16 protein-coding genes are annotated in these 16,609 nt (G+C 45.7%); 7 read left to right on the forward strand and 9 right to left on the reverse strand.

What is annotated here, in order from left to right; translation table 11 throughout:
- Nucleotides 1–143: 143 nt before the first annotated feature.
- Entirely contained in the window at nucleotides 144–1,319 is a 1,176-nt protein-coding gene (locus AC6R16_RS15070; RefSeq protein ID WP_500674898.1) for a lytic polysaccharide monooxygenase, read from the reverse strand.
- 323 nt (nucleotides 1,320–1,642) lie between these two features.
- Here AC6R16_RS15070 and AC6R16_RS15075 point away from each other — a divergent pair, with 323 nt between their 5' ends.
- Both AC6R16_RS15075 and AC6R16_RS15080 read left to right on the forward strand, forming a co-directional pair.
- Entirely contained in the window at nucleotides 1,643–2,794 is a 1,152-nt protein-coding gene (locus tag AC6R16_RS15075; RefSeq protein ID WP_239854022.1) for a substrate-binding protein, read from the forward strand.
- Nucleotides 2,791–4,602 (forward strand): sensor domain-containing diguanylate cyclase, encoded by a 1,812-nt coding sequence (locus tag AC6R16_RS15080; protein ID WP_500674899.1) that lies wholly within the window; start codon nucleotides 2,791–2,793, stop codon nucleotides 4,600–4,602. The genes AC6R16_RS15075 and AC6R16_RS15080 overlap by 4 nt, the downstream gene beginning before the upstream one ends.
- On the opposite strand, the gene AC6R16_RS15085 is transcribed toward AC6R16_RS15080, so the two are convergent.
- From AC6R16_RS15085 to AC6R16_RS15115, 7 genes are read right to left on the reverse strand one after another with little or no spacing between them, the layout of a single operon-like run.
- Nucleotides 4,575–6,326 (reverse strand): bifunctional lysophospholipid acyltransferase family protein/GNAT family N-acetyltransferase, encoded by a 1,752-nt coding sequence (locus AC6R16_RS15085; protein ID WP_500674900.1) that lies wholly within the window; start codon nucleotides 6,324–6,326, stop codon nucleotides 4,575–4,577. The genes AC6R16_RS15080 and AC6R16_RS15085 overlap by 28 nt on opposite strands.
- Before the next feature lies 1 nt (nucleotide 6,327).
- Entirely contained in the window at nucleotides 6,328–6,780 is a 453-nt protein-coding gene (locus AC6R16_RS15090) for a hypothetical protein (protein WP_069668778.1), read from the reverse strand.
- A 20-nt stretch (nucleotides 6,781–6,800) separates the two neighbouring features.
- Nucleotides 6,801–7,238, reverse strand: coding sequence for a YHS domain-containing (seleno)protein (locus AC6R16_RS15095; protein WP_500674901.1), 438 nt, complete (start codon nucleotides 7,236–7,238; stop codon nucleotides 6,801–6,803).
- Nucleotides 7,235–7,981, reverse strand: coding sequence for an NRDE family protein (locus AC6R16_RS15100; protein ID WP_004746357.1), 747 nt, complete (start codon nucleotides 7,979–7,981; stop codon nucleotides 7,235–7,237). Before AC6R16_RS15100 ends, AC6R16_RS15095 begins: the two co-directional genes overlap by 4 nt.
- A gap of 2 nt (nucleotides 7,982–7,983) precedes the next feature.
- On the reverse strand, nucleotides 7,984–8,520 hold the full coding sequence (locus AC6R16_RS15105; RefSeq protein WP_500675350.1) for a hypothetical protein: 537 nt from the start codon (nucleotides 8,518–8,520) through the stop codon (nucleotides 7,984–7,986).
- 35 nt (nucleotides 8,521–8,555) lie between these two features.
- Nucleotides 8,556–9,686, reverse strand: coding sequence for a D-alanine--D-alanine ligase (locus AC6R16_RS15110; RefSeq protein ID WP_500674902.1), 1,131 nt, complete (start codon nucleotides 9,684–9,686; stop codon nucleotides 8,556–8,558).
- Nucleotides 9,670–10,272, reverse strand: coding sequence for a DedA family protein (locus AC6R16_RS15115; protein WP_500674903.1), 603 nt, complete (start codon nucleotides 10,270–10,272; stop codon nucleotides 9,670–9,672). Before AC6R16_RS15115 ends, AC6R16_RS15110 begins: the two co-directional genes overlap by 17 nt.
- Before the next feature lie 260 nt (nucleotides 10,273–10,532).
- Here AC6R16_RS15115 and AC6R16_RS15120 point away from each other — a divergent pair, with 260 nt between their 5' ends.
- The 5 genes from AC6R16_RS15120 to AC6R16_RS15140 all read left to right on the forward strand — a co-directional run bounded on the left by AC6R16_RS15120 (nucleotide 10,533) and on the right by AC6R16_RS15140 (nucleotide 15,329).
- Nucleotides 10,533–11,174, forward strand: a complete 642-nt coding sequence (locus AC6R16_RS15120) for a recombinase family protein (RefSeq protein ID WP_500675351.1) — start codon at nucleotides 10,533–10,535, stop codon at nucleotides 11,172–11,174.
- The gene (locus AC6R16_RS15125) at nucleotides 11,174–12,379 is read left to right on the forward strand and encodes a multidrug effflux MFS transporter (RefSeq protein WP_500674904.1); all 1,206 of its coding nucleotides are present in this window, start codon (nucleotides 11,174–11,176) and stop codon (nucleotides 12,377–12,379) included. The genes AC6R16_RS15120 and AC6R16_RS15125 overlap by 1 nt, the downstream gene beginning before the upstream one ends.
- Nucleotides 12,376–13,530, forward strand: a complete 1,155-nt coding sequence (locus AC6R16_RS15130; protein WP_500674905.1) for a winged helix-turn-helix domain-containing protein — start codon at nucleotides 12,376–12,378, stop codon at nucleotides 13,528–13,530. The genes AC6R16_RS15125 and AC6R16_RS15130 overlap by 4 nt, the downstream gene beginning before the upstream one ends.
- A 137-nt stretch (nucleotides 13,531–13,667) precedes the next feature.
- Nucleotides 13,668–14,567, forward strand: coding sequence for a homocysteine S-methyltransferase family protein (locus AC6R16_RS15135; protein WP_500674906.1), 900 nt, complete (start codon nucleotides 13,668–13,670; stop codon nucleotides 14,565–14,567).
- Between the two features lie 150 nt (nucleotides 14,568–14,717).
- Nucleotides 14,718–15,329, forward strand: a complete 612-nt coding sequence (locus AC6R16_RS15140; protein ID WP_500639879.1) for a 3'-5' exonuclease — start codon at nucleotides 14,718–14,720, stop codon at nucleotides 15,327–15,329.
- Nucleotides 15,330–15,397: 68 nt separating this feature from the next.
- On the opposite strand, the gene manA is transcribed toward AC6R16_RS15140, so the two are convergent.
- Entirely contained in the window at nucleotides 15,398–16,585 is a 1,188-nt protein-coding gene (manA, locus tag AC6R16_RS15145; protein WP_500639880.1) for a mannose-6-phosphate isomerase, class I, read from the reverse strand.
- Nucleotides 16,586–16,609: the final 24 nt, after the last annotated feature.

The raw sequence follows: 16,609 nt of genomic DNA on the forward strand, positions 1-16,609 counted from the left end.
ACATCGAAATCAGTGTAAACAATATGTTATTTAAGGCAAGACGAGAAACAGCTCCACGTAGCCTACATCACAGTCATAACGAAGAAGTGACGACCGATTGGTCGCCACTTCTTCGTGTGCCTAGCATAGATTTACAATGTAAATTATCGCCATACGCCCCACTCTCCCGTGGTTCCAGGCTCTTCTCCTTTTGTCCACCATTGCGCTGTCCACTCTCTACCATTATGAGTCACAACATCTCCCGTGTCGTAGACCTTATCTCTATCCCAAAGGTTTGTGGGTTCGACAGGGGGTGTATCTGCTTTGATGAGCGAAAGGGCATAACTGAAGGTATTGTTGGGTGCTAAGACTTGGTTGGCGTAGATATTGTTGGTATCAAACATATAGTGGTTCATTTCTGCATGCCAAATCCCCACATACCAATCACCTGTTTGCTGAGAGTTAAACTGATCAGCAATTTCAGCCGCCCATGTTGTGGTATTGTTGGCACTAATAGCTAAAGATACATCGGCAATTTCTGCCCCAGTCGCATCAAATGTGCGGAACCTGATCGTATCGCCAGATTCTACAGGACCAAACCCTTGTGGCACAAAGTAGCCCAATGCCGTCAGATTGTTGTTCGGATCCGTTGGGTCAGTAGGATCGGTTGGTGGATTGGTTCCACTACCTCGCAAGGTAATATCACTACAGTTGTAAAAACCCTCACCTGCCACATCGATACGTTGCCAGCGAGTGTATAGGATCGCGTCGCCTGAGCGTTCTGCCGGAAAGGTCACTTTCATTCGGTAGCGCTTTTGCGCATCGACTGCAATATCGCCTGCGGTATCAATTAGCTCAAGATCATCCCATGTTAAAGGTAACGTAGGGTCGTAGCTTGGCTTGGTTAAGTAGAACTCCCAATAAGAAGGATTGTGTGGAGCTTGGCCGTAGAATACAAAATCTATTTGATTGTTGGCATCCAATGCGACGTTAGTACGCTGCCAATGCGGAGACACTGCATTAAGCCCTTTCTTGGCCGAATCGCCAGCAGAACACAACTCACCGTCAGGCACTATGGCTTTGACATGAGCCATGTCTCGATAGTTAGCCACATTCGCGGCCACTTCACTACGCTGCACAAAGGGATAAGCCCCCGATTGATCATAAGCAGCCTGACACGCTTGATTGGGTATTTCATCAGTCCAAAAACCGCCATCTTCATAACATGTATTTTGGCGCGCGCTAGGGAACTCCGCCCAGCCATGAGCACTCACATTCATCGAGTTCAATGCGGCTAATGCACTTAAACTCATTAGAGGTAGGGTTAGATTCATCTTCATTTTTCATCCTTTTTATTCGCTAACTGACTGCTCAAACAAAGAGTGATCCCTTTGTTTGTCCATCAAAGCTAGCAGGATGAATCGAAGTGACAGGTTAGATTGACGTGATGAATTGTTAGACTTTCGCCTGCTTTCCAAGATTTTTGTCGCCTGACTAAAGAGCCAGTTCACTCTTTCGAGTCACTTCAAACTCTCGGCACTTTAGAACACTGCGCCGATATTGGAGTTAAAGCCGCCTTTTTACTCTCTAATCGCTATAACTGTATTATTATTAAGGATAAAGCCAGTACGCATGTTCAATCATTTACTAAGGACAGTAATACATGCCGCATTTCATCAGAGTATTCGCGATAGTTGGGCTCTTTTCCTTACTCGGCTGCACCGAGCCCATCACTCCAATCAAAGTTGGTGTCGTGTTACCCCTTACCGGAACTTTCAGTGGCTATGGAGATAAAGCGCTGAAAGGGGCTCAGCTCGCAGTAGAGCAAATCAATGCAAGAGGAGGCGTCAATAACCGTCAGATAGAACTGATTGTCCGAGATAATCAGACCGATCCGGCGAAAACCGTTGCCTACACCCGTGAGCTAATTCAACAACACAACGTCCATGCTTTGCTCGGTCCCATAAGCAGTTCATCGCGATATGCGATGAGTGAAATTGCCAGCAAATACCAAATCCCCATGCTTTACGGTATCGACTACGAGGGGGGACACCATGACAACTACCTAATTTGCTATAGCACAATTCCAGAACATTACATCGACCCTGTTATTCCCTATTTCATCGCTAAGAATCAACAAAAATACTTTATCTTTGGTTATGACTATATCTGGCCCCATAAAATGTCACAGCGCATCAAACAAGCTGTAGACGCTAATGGAGGCGAGGTAACGGCTGTCGAATTCACCGCATTTGGTGTGACTGACTATCGCCCTGTTCTAGAAAGGTTGGAAGCCTCTGAAAGTGATGTATTAATGCTCATTCTACCTGGCACGGATGGTTTCGAGTTTATTAAGCAGTTTCGCCGCTACGCTTTTAGCCGACCGATAGAAGTCGTGGCTTTCGCCGCAGACGAAACTTATCTCGACGCTGTAGATGCAGAGCTATTAGAAGGCATCTATACACCCCTGCACTTTTTCAGTGACCTGCAAACTGATTTCACCAAACAATTCACTAAGCAGTATCGGCACTTTCATGGCGAAGAGGAGATAATCACATACTCATCCAAAGCCCACTACGACTTAATCTACCTACTCAAGGCGGCAATAGAAAAATCTGATCTTGCAACCCATCAGCAGGTAATGAATAACTTACATGGTCTGACTCGCTATTCAGGTGCAGAAAAAATACATCTTCGAGAAGACAATCATTTTGACTTACCCATGTATCTTGGACAATACCAACAAGGCACGCTAAAAGTAGTCAAGCAGTTTGGCGTGATCTCTCCACCGGATCAACGAGTAGGAGTGCAATGAGCCGACTGAGATATAAGATCTTTTTACTGTTTGTCCCTTTAATAGCCTGCATATTCCTGTTTGGTCACGGCTACTTCGTTGCTCGCAAAAACCTGATGCTAGAGCACATAAACCAAACCAGTCGGCTGGCAACAGCCCAAGTCGCCGTCGATATTGGCTATTTCGCTGAAAGACGATTTGGCGAATTTGATGATATAAGCGCTCAACTCCAGCAATGCCATCAGATTGAAGTTTCTACTTCACCGATTTCTATCGCCAGTGCGCTGAGCTATTCTGCTGGTTTCTCTGCACTTTTTGTTTCAGATATCAACGGCCACGCCAATCAGTTCACTCTTTCCGCCAACCCTAGTAACCGCTATGTACTGCGCAAGAACTTAAATGGCGCGTCGTTGCTCGACAGTCATCATTTATCACTACTGATGCGATCTGCTGCAGATTGGAAGTTGGCAGCACCGAAACGAGAGAAGCAGCTAAAACAACTGGTCGCTGCGCTATCACAGCTTAAAATCCGCGGTGAAGAGAACTCTATAGCAAGCCGTAACTTAACCCAAGAACTGATTAAGCTCCGCCAGATGAAGCACTTACCCAAAGCGGTAGTGACCATGGTTGACGATACAACCGTTGCCAAACTCGGCTTGATCTATAATACCTCAACCTATTTTTTCTCTCGTCCTCTACTGGATTGCCAGCACAATCTCATCGGCTTTTACACCGTTGTTCTTGATCGAACGATACTGGAAGATCAACTGTTTGCCGTAAAACAGAGTTTTCTAAAACAAGGGTTACATGCGATAGATGTGGCGCTTGTGCGCAATAAAGATCAACACATCATCACTGGCTATCGGTACTTAGAGCAAAATAAGCTCTCAGAGAACAAACTCAACCAAAATACCACGCCCGTGATGAGAGAAGATCTTGGTGGTGTTCTGACTAATCAAGCGGTTGATATTAACCCCACTATTGCCTCCTCACTGTTATTAGACACAAGTCATTCACATAAGACTGGCATTAGTGTGGTTCTTTTTGTCGACCAAGATGAAATCAATCGAATCAGCCAAACCATCAGAAAAGAAGTAGATATCTATATCGCTGTTTCAATCACGCTCTTCATACTGCTATTTCTATTTGTCTCCCGATACGTTGCTAAACCAATCATCGCCTTGCGTAAGCAAATACGCCTTCTTTCTACAGGCGGTAACCCCAAAATAGAGCGAACCACACGAAAAGACGAAATTGGCGAACTGCTCAACGCGTTTGAGAAAATGACCCAAACCATTCGCCATAAAGAGCAGCAGTTAACCAAACTTGCCCAGTATGACCCTCTGACAGGGATCTTTAACCGAAGGGCACTGATGGATTCAGTCAAAGATATAGAAGCACTTCATCACCATACGACCGTCGTTTTTATGCTCGATTTAGATCACTTTAAAATGGTTAATGACCAATTTGGTCATGCAGTCGGAGATAATGTACTGCGCAATGTAACTGCATTAATCAAACAAGATATTCGCCATAGTGATATTTTTGGTCGAATGGGAGGGGAAGAATTTACCGTGATACTTCCAGAGACAAAACTTGAGAAAGGGATACAAATTGCAGAGAGAATTCGAAAATCGATTGAAGTCTTCTTGGGTGATTCTCTTCCAGAGCCTTCGTCACATCACCCTCTTACGATAAGCATCGGTGTCAGCGTTTGGCAAGGAGGAAGCTTTTCAAAAGCCCTTGCTAACGCAGATAAATATCTCTATCGCGCTAAAAAGCAAGGGCGTAATCAAGTGGTTTATGAGGGCAAATGCGAATCCAAATAAGCCTGAGCCTGCTCTTTGCCCATATATTTACCTAATGTTCGAGCCGGCACTGCCGTCAAATCAACCACAATCAAACCATCTAGAGCAAAATTGAATGCAGGGTCCACATTAAAGCAGACCAGTTTGCCATTCATACCTAAATACTGCCTGAGCAAAACAGGCAACCCCATCCCCTGCTCTAAACGACTTAACACTTTAGACAACAGAGGTAACTTGGACAAAGAGCTAAGCATATCTGGGCGCCAGAATTCCTGACCACTTTTTTCTAGTGGAGTTGTCGGAGAGACTAGCTTAGCTTTTTCATCATCGTAATAGTGCACCGACATGACTGATGCAATTAACTGGCGTGCGACTGGGCTGTAGTCATTGCTGATACTGACTGGGCCAAACAAATGGGTGTACTTAGGGTTACGTTGAACAAAACTAGCAATCCCTTTCCACAGTAGAAGTAGAGAGTGCATGTTCCTTTGATATTGCTTTGCGACCACGGAGCGCCCTAATTCTATAGATTGGCCTAAACTATCAACGAAAGCCTCATCATATTTAAACAAGCTCGTCGAGTAGAGCGCTTCAATGCCACCTTTGGCAAGCAACTCATCAACTAAACCCAAACGGTAAGCACCGACTAGATCACGGTTGGCCTTATTCCAGACAAAGAGCTGATAATAATGCTGGTCAAACTGGTCGATATCACAACTGCGTCCACTGCCTTCGCCTACTTCCCTAAAGCTCTCTTCCCGAACTCGGCCAATTTCGCGCATCATGCTTGGCATGCTTGGCGTTGGCGCGCAGAAAACCTCGAAATCCCCCTGCTCTAGCAGCTTATAAGACTCGAGTGCGAGCAATTCGCTTTCTAATGTCTCGACAGACACAGGAGCAATAATAGGCTCAGCGTTCTCATCTTGTAGGGTCGGCGCTTGCTCGTTGCCCATACTCCCCATCAGATAAGTGTTTAATCGAAAGTACTGAGTAATATCCTCTTCGTTATCGAAGTCTTTAATCTCACTGTAAGGAATAGGATTACCCACTGAGACAGAGATGGTTTCTCCCGACTTGTTGAGTAGCTCCCGACCTAGCATCGCCGTTCTGAGTAATGGATGAATTCGCCCTGCCTGATAAAACAGTTTACTGTTCATTCCATTGATGAAAAGCGGAACAGTGGTCGCCTCGGCATGCTTAACAAACTTAGCGACTGATTTACTCCAAGCTTTGTCAGTAATCTTGTTCTCACTGGCTTGCCACGAAGAGACTTCGCCAGCAGGAAAGATTATCAGTACTCCTCCTTCCTTGAGGTGATGATTGGCCTCTTTGATCGCTTGTCGATTGGTTCGCTTGGCTTTTTCACCACCAAATACATCAACTCCAATAAACAACTCATCAAGCTCTGGTATGCGCTTGAGCAGCTCATTCGCCAGCACTTTGACATCTTTGCGTACTTTAGAAATCAAAGAAGCGAGAATAATCCCTTCGATACCACCAAATGGGTGATTGGCAACGATTAAAACCGAGCCTTCCACTGGGATGTTCTCAAGGCTGCCATGATCAACCTGATACTGAGTACCAATTCGAGCCAACGCTTCATGCATAAACTCAAAACTGTCTTCCGGTAACGCATCTTGTTTGTACAACGAGTCGAGCGTAGCAAGACCTGTCGCCCACTCTACGACGGATTCTCCAATACCAAATGGTGTTTTGCGCGGTAATCGAAAAGGACTATCAATCATACTAAGCTCCTTTCGCTAACAGGCTGTGAGTGAATGTACCTTGTGTTTTAACGTCGCGAATAAACAAGAAGACACCGCAACTCCACACGATACACGCCATACCAAACAGTAAACCTCCGTCGCTGCCCACCACTTCGCCCATCGCATTAAACTCTGGCATAACCACACCTAACGGAGTAAACAGGTGGAAGAAGATCGCACCGGTCATAATTCCCGCGCTCATGGCAGCTCCAACACCATGTAATCGAGTGAACAGCAAGATAGAGGCGATGAGCTCAGCAAAGCCAATCATGTAACCGCCATAAACCCCAAACCATTCAATTCCTGACCACTCACCTAAAGTGCCGAAAATATGCTCGGTTTCGTAAGAGCCAGAAAACTTAAAAAATAGCGATTGAATAAACACAAAGGCGATAAAGGCAGAGGGTATATGCTTTAGTGGCGCAAATTTCATGGGTTAGGTCCTTATTATTGTTATTGGATTAATGTCGGCCAGTTTTTATCTGCTGCAGAGGTGTGACCCGCACGGTCATCGTCCCACCAGCTTTTAACTTCTGCGTCATAGTTAAGGTAAAGCTTGCCATCAACGATTGCCCACTGCTTGGGATCGGATGAAGCAAAGTCATTCTTGGCTGAAATCGCCCATGCACAGTAACCACCGTATTGCGGTGCGTATGCATCTGGGTCTGCTTTGAATTTATCGAGATTTTCTTGTGAAGAGAAATACCAGTCAGCGCCTTTATATTCGGTTTGCCATTTGCTATCTCCTTTCACTGGCTTACCTTGGGTAAAGTAGGCTACGGTGTCATAGCCACTAACGGCTTTGTTGCTAAATATTCCGGTATAAATCTCATCCGCAGCAAAGGTAGGAAAACTGAATAACATGATCAGCAGGGCGAATAACTTTTTCATTTGAAAACTCCTTGTTCGACAATGTCGTTTTTAAGGCAACTTAGGCTAGTGCGAAAATCAACATTGCGATGATTGTCGATAGATTGGTAATTCATTTCTTGTTTAGAAGAAGACACGACAACCGAGGTAAAACTTACAGTACGCGCATCATTTCTTTCCATTAATGGTGAAAGATGCGGATAGTTTGCGTCGTAGGTTTGGTGGAACAGGCGACCCACTTCTTGATCAGGCATGGTAGTGATCAACTCATTAAACAGTTTGAGGCGATACTGACGCGCCTCTTCAAAGTGCATCGCTGCAGACACAATCGGGGCAAAAGCATGAGAACGCCTCAGTTGCTCGCCATCCCAAGTCCAAAGTACGGTTTCGTTGGCGGTACGTCTGGTATCAAAAGAAACGACGGTAAAAGGAGCAAACGAGCTTAAATCCATATCGAGCAGGCGGCTATCGACAGTTTGGCTCGAACAACTGCTCGCCAGTCGCTTTATGATAAGACCTCGACTAGTTAACTCTCCATTTGGCGTCATGCCTTGATAAAAGTTGAGCAGACAGACGGTGACACCATGTTCATTGGTTGAAATCCAACTGCCACCACCGACAGGATCAATCGGCATCAGACAATGAACACCGTCAATCAAAACACTTTGAGGTTCAAGTGCAGGCAGGCGAGAACGTTGCTCATCTCGATTAAAGTAAACTTCGTAATGATTATTGCCATGATAAACCCAAGATAATGTACACATACCTATTGAGCCCTCTGGTAAGTTGCCGTTGTGGGAGCGACGCCAAAATGGCTGTCAGAGTCGACACCACGCAAAGAGGCAACGACTTTAGCCATCGCAAAATGATGGGTAGCATGTAGCGCAGCAAACGTCAGCTCACGAACGAATGTTGAAGAGACTTCCTCGACATGGGTTTGCGACAACATGACTTCCGTTTCAACATTGACGGCTTGGTGAAGTTCATTGGACGGTAATTCAAACAGCCACTCGACCAGCTCTCTGATTTCCTGTTTGGCGACGTCTAAGCTTCTTTCTACCGCGTGTCCGCGACGGCGAACGTTGTAGTCGATTTTGAGCGGATCAAGCTTGATGGCGTGAAACAAATCAAGCCAGTGACGAAAGTGCTCACCTATCGAACTACTTACATGCGGTTGAGCAATAAAGACATAATCTTCCTGACTGAGCGTTTCTAAAAACTCGTAACCTTGATTGAGTGTTTCAATGCATCCCACCACAGCTTGGGAAGGGCGCGTCTGAGCATTTGTCGCTAAGCGTGTCATTACATTTTTCATGTTTTTCTTCCTAAGCGCGGCGGTTAATCGGTCATTGGATAAAGCTGAGTTAAGAGTTTCTCTTCCCGCCAAGCTTGCAGTAATGCACCCAATGTCGGGGTTTTGTGGCCTTGTTTTTTATGCTTAGAGCCAATCTGGTAAAGCAAACGATACTGTTTTAAAAGCGTAGTAAAGATATCGCTTAGCGGTGTATCGCTATCCCAAATATGCGCGGCTTCGCTGCTCGCCCCATTGATTTCCAAGATATCAAAACTCTCACCATTCATTAGGGTTTGGATGTCTTGGAACTTGATATCGAGACGACCATAGTGGAAGCCTTCAAAGTCTCCGAGAATCTGATCTAACTTTTCTTCCAGCGCTTGTGTGATGAAATGGTTACCGTCTCGGAAAATAGCACCGCGAGAATGGCTACCTGCAAATGCCAACTGAAACTCGTCCTTATCTGCAACCACCAGATCGAGATGTTCACTATGACGAGGAAGATAAAGATGCTGAAGTTTGCCTGCTCTTGGACACTTTTCGATTAGCTCTTTCAGAGTAGAATGGCCATCTCCAATCACCCTTGGGGAATACTTCAAAGTGATAGAGATGATTTTCCCGCGCGACTCTCCAGGCTGCCGGACATAGAACACGCCAGCTTCGGCACTGTATTGCGACTTCTCTTGCAGTAAGAAACGACCAGAGACAGGAAAGGTTTCAATATAAGTTTGCAGTTGCTCGTCCGAATGAATAAGTTTCACTCCAACCCCACGGCAACCCAGATCAGGCTTTGCCACTAACGGGTACGTCAGCTCTGCTTTTTCAAGTTGGCTTTTAGCATCACTGAGTAAGTCTTGAATACGTTGTTCAGTTTTAGTCAAAGTGATAAATGGAAGAATCCATTCTTTGGTTTCTTTACCCGCAGAAGTGAAAATATCGTGCTTTGACTCCCCGACCATACCACTCAATTTGATGGCTGGATTGGCGATCAATGGCAGCGCCCAATCTCGATGGACGACACTCAACGCCGCACTTTGCAGCACAACGGGTGTGTAGAAAAACCAAGCAGGCAAGAATTCAAACGGAGAAATTACTCGTTTAGGCTCTTGGAGTACGGGCATACCCGCATTGACCATTCCCTGTGGAATCATTTCAACGTTAGCGAGCTGTGTCATACGCATCCCTTAAAAGTGTTTTAGTAATCAGTTTGTTTAGCAGCAACATCAGGCACAGACCCAGTGGAATAAATAGCCAGCTCACTTGACTATCTTGAAGCCATTGCGCGTTGCCAAGTTGGAAGAAGGAGCCAAAAACCAGCGCTGTCCACAGACCCGTCGCCGTCAAGACAGCAATAAAGAATTTAATTTTTGGCACATCTAGAAAACCACTCAATGTGAAACCAATCGTTCTGAGACCAGGAATAAAGCGCACAATGAACAAGGTCATAAACGCTTGTTGATGAAGCTTGCGCTGCATGCTCCTTGCTCGCTGATAACGGAACAAACGATAACGAAGAAAGCGCACTTTTTGCGCCGCCTTGCCCATCAAGTAAAGGCCAAGATCACCAGTACTGATACCGACAAATATCGCCATCAGGGCAACAGAGGTCGGCATCAACTGCTCGACCGCTAAGGTCGCTGCGGTCACTATCGCTAGGTCTTCTAATAGGTAAGAGAGTAAAACGATGCCAATAAATAGCATCGTCACAGAGACATTGTCTTGAAACAGCCAAGCTTCTATTGTCGCCGCTAACTCTGTCATAACTCGCCCCGAACTGCCCTTACCTAAAAACAACACGCAACTGGCGTGTTAACTGAGTGTTATCTTCTGCAGCAACGATTGGGTTAGTAAGTTTATGATTCACACCCATTTCATACGCCACATTGATAAAGATAGGATAGTCCGCAGAAAAATTTCACTCAGGGGCAAATTTTAAGAATTGGTTCATTTGGTGTTGACTGTAAATATGAACCACACTACATTATGAGCCATTACATCAAATGAACCATGATAAGCTGACTATGGCCACTTACATCTACACGCGTTTTTCTCCCAAAAACCGAGCCTACACTGAACACCTAGAATTACTTCAAAGTGCTGCTGCAGAGAGTGAACACATTGAAGATAAAGTCCGTGGTAATGTACCGCCACTGGAACGCCCAGGTTTCAAGCTGTTACTTGAAAAGGTCAAGCCCGGCGACACCCTATACATCTGGTGGTTAACGGTGTTTGGTCGCGACTTTTCTCAGGCCAGAAACACGCTAGAAGCACTACTTGATAAAGGGCTAACCATCAAAACCCTGTGCGAACCATTAACTCTGCAAAGCGGCTGCACTCACACTCAATCAATGCTCAGCTTGCTGTCTGGTTACGCGAAAGTTCAAATCCAGCATCGGCTATTTGCTGCTGAGTTAGGTCGAGAAGAGTTAAAGGGAGATCCCGAGCGCTGGAAAGAGAAGTTTCGTGGTCGGCCTGCCGACAAACACAAGCATCAGCAGATCAAGTCTTTGCTTCTTGAAGGCGAGACGATGCAAAGTGTCGCCACTGCCTGCGATGTCAGCCTATCCACCGTCAAACGAGTCAAAGCAAAACTTAACAAGCTCGACCAAGAAGGTTGTTTACGCCGTCGTGGTCATCATGGCGACCCATCTGGTGAGGTGTAATGAGTAAACCCATTCAATTTCGAACCATCTTACTGGCGTGTTTAATCATCAGTATTGGTCAGCTCAGCATGGGGCTAGTTTTCCCATCGCTGCCATGGATCGCGAAAGACTTTTCTATCTCGCTCGATCAAGCACAGCTTTTAGTCAGTGTGTACTTACTAGGCTTTGGCCCCTCACAATTTATCTACGGTCCAATTTCCGATGCTCTGGGGCGCAAAAAAGTCCTGCTTACCGGATTACTGATCGCCCTTTCAGGTCTGATGGTGATCATTGTGTTGAAAGACTCCTTCAATGGCATGGTGTTGGGGCGCTTTCTGCAAGGGTTAGGTACGGGCTGCTGCGCAGTACTCGCTAGAGCATCAACCAGAGACAGGTACAGTGGTGCCCAGTTACCTGTCGCCCTATCCTACATCGCAATGGCCGCTTCCATTACTCCATTGGTTGCGCCTGTTATCGGTGGCTTTATTAACTACCATTTTGGTTGGACGATGGTGTTCGTTTCTTTGCTAGGTTACGTCGCTATAGCCTGGGGACTACTCGCTTTCAGATTTGATGAAACGCTCTCAGCGACCAACAAGATTCCGTCACCAAAACAGATGGTTCAGCAATATAAACAGTTACTGACATCGCGCTATTTCATGAGTTTTGCCAGCATAGGTTGGCTTAACTTTAGTCTGATGATTACCACTGTCTCCATCATGCCTTTTATCATGCAAGACCAGATCGGCATGACATCAGACGAATACGCACTATGGGCGATCATTCCCGCACTGGGGATGATTACCGGTACCAGTATCTGCAATCGTGTCAGACCTATGATTGGCAGCAAAAAATTACTGCTATTTACGCCGATACTACATTTAAGCTCCGCACTGTGGTTTTTCATTTGTCCCCTTGAACCTCTTTATATGATGATCGGCCAATTGCTGATGATTCTCGGAAACGGGATTGCGCTCCCTTGTGCCCAAGCTATGGTCATGCAACCATACAAAAAACAGGCAGGAGCGGCTGCAGCAATGTCTGGGGGTGGGCAAATGATCGTTTCTTCGATTGTCAGTATGGCGCTGGTTCAACTTGGTTTAAGTCAGGCATGGCATTTATCGATTGTTATCGTGATTTTTGCTGTGATTACCCTAGGGAATATCTTGCGCGGCTTTAATGCGGTGCAGTCCATGGAGCAACAAGGAAAAAGCATCACAACATGAAGTCACTCTCTCTATCTCAAGCACAAAAACTTGCCCTCATCGCCCAAGGGCTTCCCGTAGGAAAGTCAAAAGGCAGTGCTTACAGCAAAACACTCAACGCTTTCGAGCAACTAGGGTATGTGCAGATAGATACGATTTCCGTTGTTCAAAGAGCCCATCACCATACACTTTGGAGTCGTAACCCAAGCTATCAACCTAAGCATCTTGATCAGCTTGTCGCTGACCGTAAAGTCTTTGAATACTGGTCTCACGCCGCCGCTTATCTACCTATGAGCAACTTTCGCTACAGTTTACCGCGAAAGGCGGCGATCAAATCCGGTCAGCAAAAACACTGGTACTGCAATGACCGTCAATTGATGATCGATGTTCTTAAACGCATCGAGTCCGAAGGCCCACTGATGGCAAAAGACTTTGAGTCAAAAGCCCATAAAACGGATGGGTGGCATACCAAGCCGACTAAGCAAGCCTTAGAAAACCTATACATGCAGGGCGATCTAATGATTGCTGAGCGAAGAGGGTTTCACAAAGTCTATGACTTAACTTCACGCGTGTTACCCACTAGCGTCGATACCTCGATGCCAACCCCTCAAGAACACGCGCGATTTCTTGTCATGAGTTACCTGAAAGCGCACAGCTTTGGTACTCTCGCGGAGATGACCTATCAGCTTAAAGACGTCAAACAGCATGTGAAGCAAGCGCTACATGAATTAATAGAGAGTGGAGAAGTTGAGCAGATAAAAATAGGTGAAGGCGAGTATGTGGTAGAAAGCGAAGCACTTCAGTTGCTCGACAAACGCATCAATCGCAAACGGGCAAAGATACTCTCTCCGTTTGATAATCTGCTTATTCAAAGAAAACGTGCCAACGCCGTATTCAACTTTGACTATCTGATTGAATGCTACGTCCCCCAAGCTAAAAGGCAGTTTGGCTACTTCTGTTTACCTATTTTATGGGATGGCAAATTAGTCGCACGGGCAGACAGCAAGGTTGATAAGAAGAAGTCTGTACTAAACGTACTCCACCTGTTCACCGAGCCTTCAATAAAGGATAAAGCGGCATTTCTAACCGCATTAGACGAAGAGCTTCAAGCATTTGCCACATTCAATCACTGTGAACATTTCGCCATCTTGAAGCTGTCTGAAAACCGCTAGCGTCTTTATGATACAGAAGCGCTAATTCCTCAAACTAAGACGCCATGACAGGCTTGTTGTCGATGAATTTGGTCATTGATCTCTAAACCAAGATGGTTAACTATCAACGAAGAGTCACAGCAACAAATATCGACATAATGAAAAGACTGACTATTTTAGATGGAGGAATGGGACGAGAGCTCAAGCGAATGGGTGCGCCTTTTTCTCAGCCTCTCTGGAGTGCTCAGGCACTGATTGAGTCACCGCAATGCGTAGAGCTGGCCCACACCAACTTCATAGATGCTGGCGCTCAAATCATTACCACTAACAGTTACGCCTGTGTTCCATTTCATCTTGGGCAAGAGCTGTTCAACGCTGAAGGAGCGAATCTCGCTGCAAAAGCAGCCAAAATAGCAAGACTATCAGCTGACAAAGCATCACATGCAGTACAAGTGGCAGGCGCTCTACCACCCGCCTTTGGCAGCTACCGACCAGATTTGTTTCGTCCAGCAGAGGCAAAGCAGATCTTTAACCTACTCTATCAGGCACAAGATAAATACGTAGATATCTGGCTAGCGGAAACCATCTCAAGTTTGGAAGAACTCAACGCTATTGTATCGGTTCTATCTCAGACAGATAAAGCAAGCTATTACGCTTTTACTCTTGCGGATACCACTAGTGAGACTGCTCAATTGCGCTCTGGTCAATCGGTGCGAGAGGCAACAACACGCGCTTGTAAAGCTGGTGGCAGCGGCATCTTTTTTAATTGCTCGGTACCCGAGGTCATGGTTAACGCGGTGACCGAAGCGAAACAAGTTCTTAATGAGCTAGGGGGCTCAATCGAGATTGGCGTCTACGCCAACAACTTCACCCCAATCGGTGATGAACATGAAGCCAATGACACCATTCAAGCGATGAGAGAGCTAACACCACAAGATTATCTTGAATACAGTAAGGCGTGGTTTGAGAGTGGAGCGACGATCATCGGAGGCTGCTGTGGAATAGGCCCTGAGCACATAAAACTACTCAGTGAATGGCAAAGCACACTCAAGCCTTAGTACCTACCACGTTAGCGGTGGGCGGCACCTTTACCGACAGGTTTAAGGAACTTATAATCTGGCTCGCTGCTGAAGCATCTTCATCAACGCGATGATTTAGCTAAACTCTCGCTTATTTACTCACCTCATATTTATCCTTTGGAACCTTTTATGTCATCAGCAAATTCCGTTATTGTCCTCGATTTTGAGACTACTGGCTTATCACCAAATATGGGCGATCGCGCCATTGAAATAGGTGCAGTAAAACTCGTTAACGGCGAGGTAGTGGATACCTTTCAGCAACTGATGAATCCTGGGTTTCGAGTCAGTTCCTTTATTGAGGGGTATACGGGCATTACCAATAATATGCTAGCCCATGCGCCAAGCTGTGAGGAAGTAATGGCAGAATTCTGTGACTTTATCGCTGACGACAACCTTGTCGCACATAACGCTTCGTTCGATAAACGCTTTTTGGACGGAGAGCTAGAACGTATTGGCCTTTCCTACCAAGGCCATTTTGCCTGTTCGCTATTGGTTTCTCGTAGACTGAATCAGGAAGCGCCAAGCCATAAACTAGGTGACCTAGTACGTTTCAAAAACATTGACAATGACGGCGTGTTTCACCGTGCTTTAGCCGACTCGCAAATGACAGCAAAGTTATGGATGATAATGCTTGAAGATCTCGAACAGCAAGGTATCCACCAGCCTTCCTTTGAGCTTATGCAGAAAATCAGCAAGACCAGTAAACATGCGGTGGGTAAGCTCCTTGAGCAGCATCGATAAACTCAATGCCACTAATGAGTAACTAGGGTTCAAGCTGCTCACCTATGTAAAAACATAGTTTCATTTGACTAATTGTATACTCGAGCAAGGGTTCCCATACCTTGGTAATGATACATTATGGAGTCATGAGGGATAAATACAGACTCACCTGGTTCCAATCGTATCTGTGTGTCGTCGGTAGAAAGTGTCATTTCCCCTTCGACACAAAATACGATCTCGGCGCTGCGAACGTACTGGTGGCTTGGCGTTTGCTCTGAATACAGAATATCAAAACAAAAATCATCCACTGCAATAGGATAGGTAATCTTACCTTGCTTCTTAACTGGGATTAACTTGACCTCTTCAGGCTTGATCGGTTCGAATTTGGTATTGTCGATCAGTTCAGCGATATCAATGTGTTTGCGAGTGAGCCCCGCGCGTAAGACATTGTCTGAGTTTGCCATGACCTCAAGCCCTGTACCTTCCACATAGGCATGGGGAGTCTCCGCGTCTAGAAACATAGCTTCACCAGGTTCGAGCTCGACGGTATTGAGCATTAGCGGAGCAAATAAACCAATGTCTCCGTCATAGTAGGTTTTGAAATCCGCGCAGTATGATAGCGCTTCTCGACACATAGCGGTTCGAGCAGGACGCTCAATCGCACGATACAATTCTCTGAGCGCTTTCGCTTTACGTTCGTCGCTCACCGACATCACCGAAGTAAAGAATGACCTCAGTCCTTGGCTCGTCTGATTACTTTTTAGTCGTGAAACCTCATCATTGAAGGTAGCTATCCCGGTTTGCTGGAACAGTTCTACTATATGCTCAATCGGACGAAAGCCGTTGATTGCTTTATAGAAAGTCAGTGCGTATACAAGCTCTGGTTTATGGTTGGGATCTTTATAATTTCGATTTGCCGCACCTAGCGCAATACCTTGAGCATTTTCTCGAGCAAAACCTATTTCAGATTTACGCTTATTAGGATGCACCTGAATAGAGAGTGGGGTTTCTGCCGCAAGCACCTTAAATAGATATGGAAGCTCTCCAAATCGAACCGAAGTATAATCACCAAGAGCGTCCTTTCGATTTTTCTCAATGTAATCAGACAAAAGGTGGCCTGACCCAGCAATTTTCGAACAGCCTCCCGGATGCGCGCCCATCCAAACCTCAGCTTGCGGAACATTATTGGGGTTATCTATACAAAATAACTCTCGAAGCGAATTTTTACTGCCCCAGGCATAGTTCTGTATGACGTTTTCCAGTTTATATAAAGGCATTACAGACCTCACTCAATATCAGAT

Source organism: Vibrio sp. R10-SG3-ISO10 (assembly GCF_059834185.1).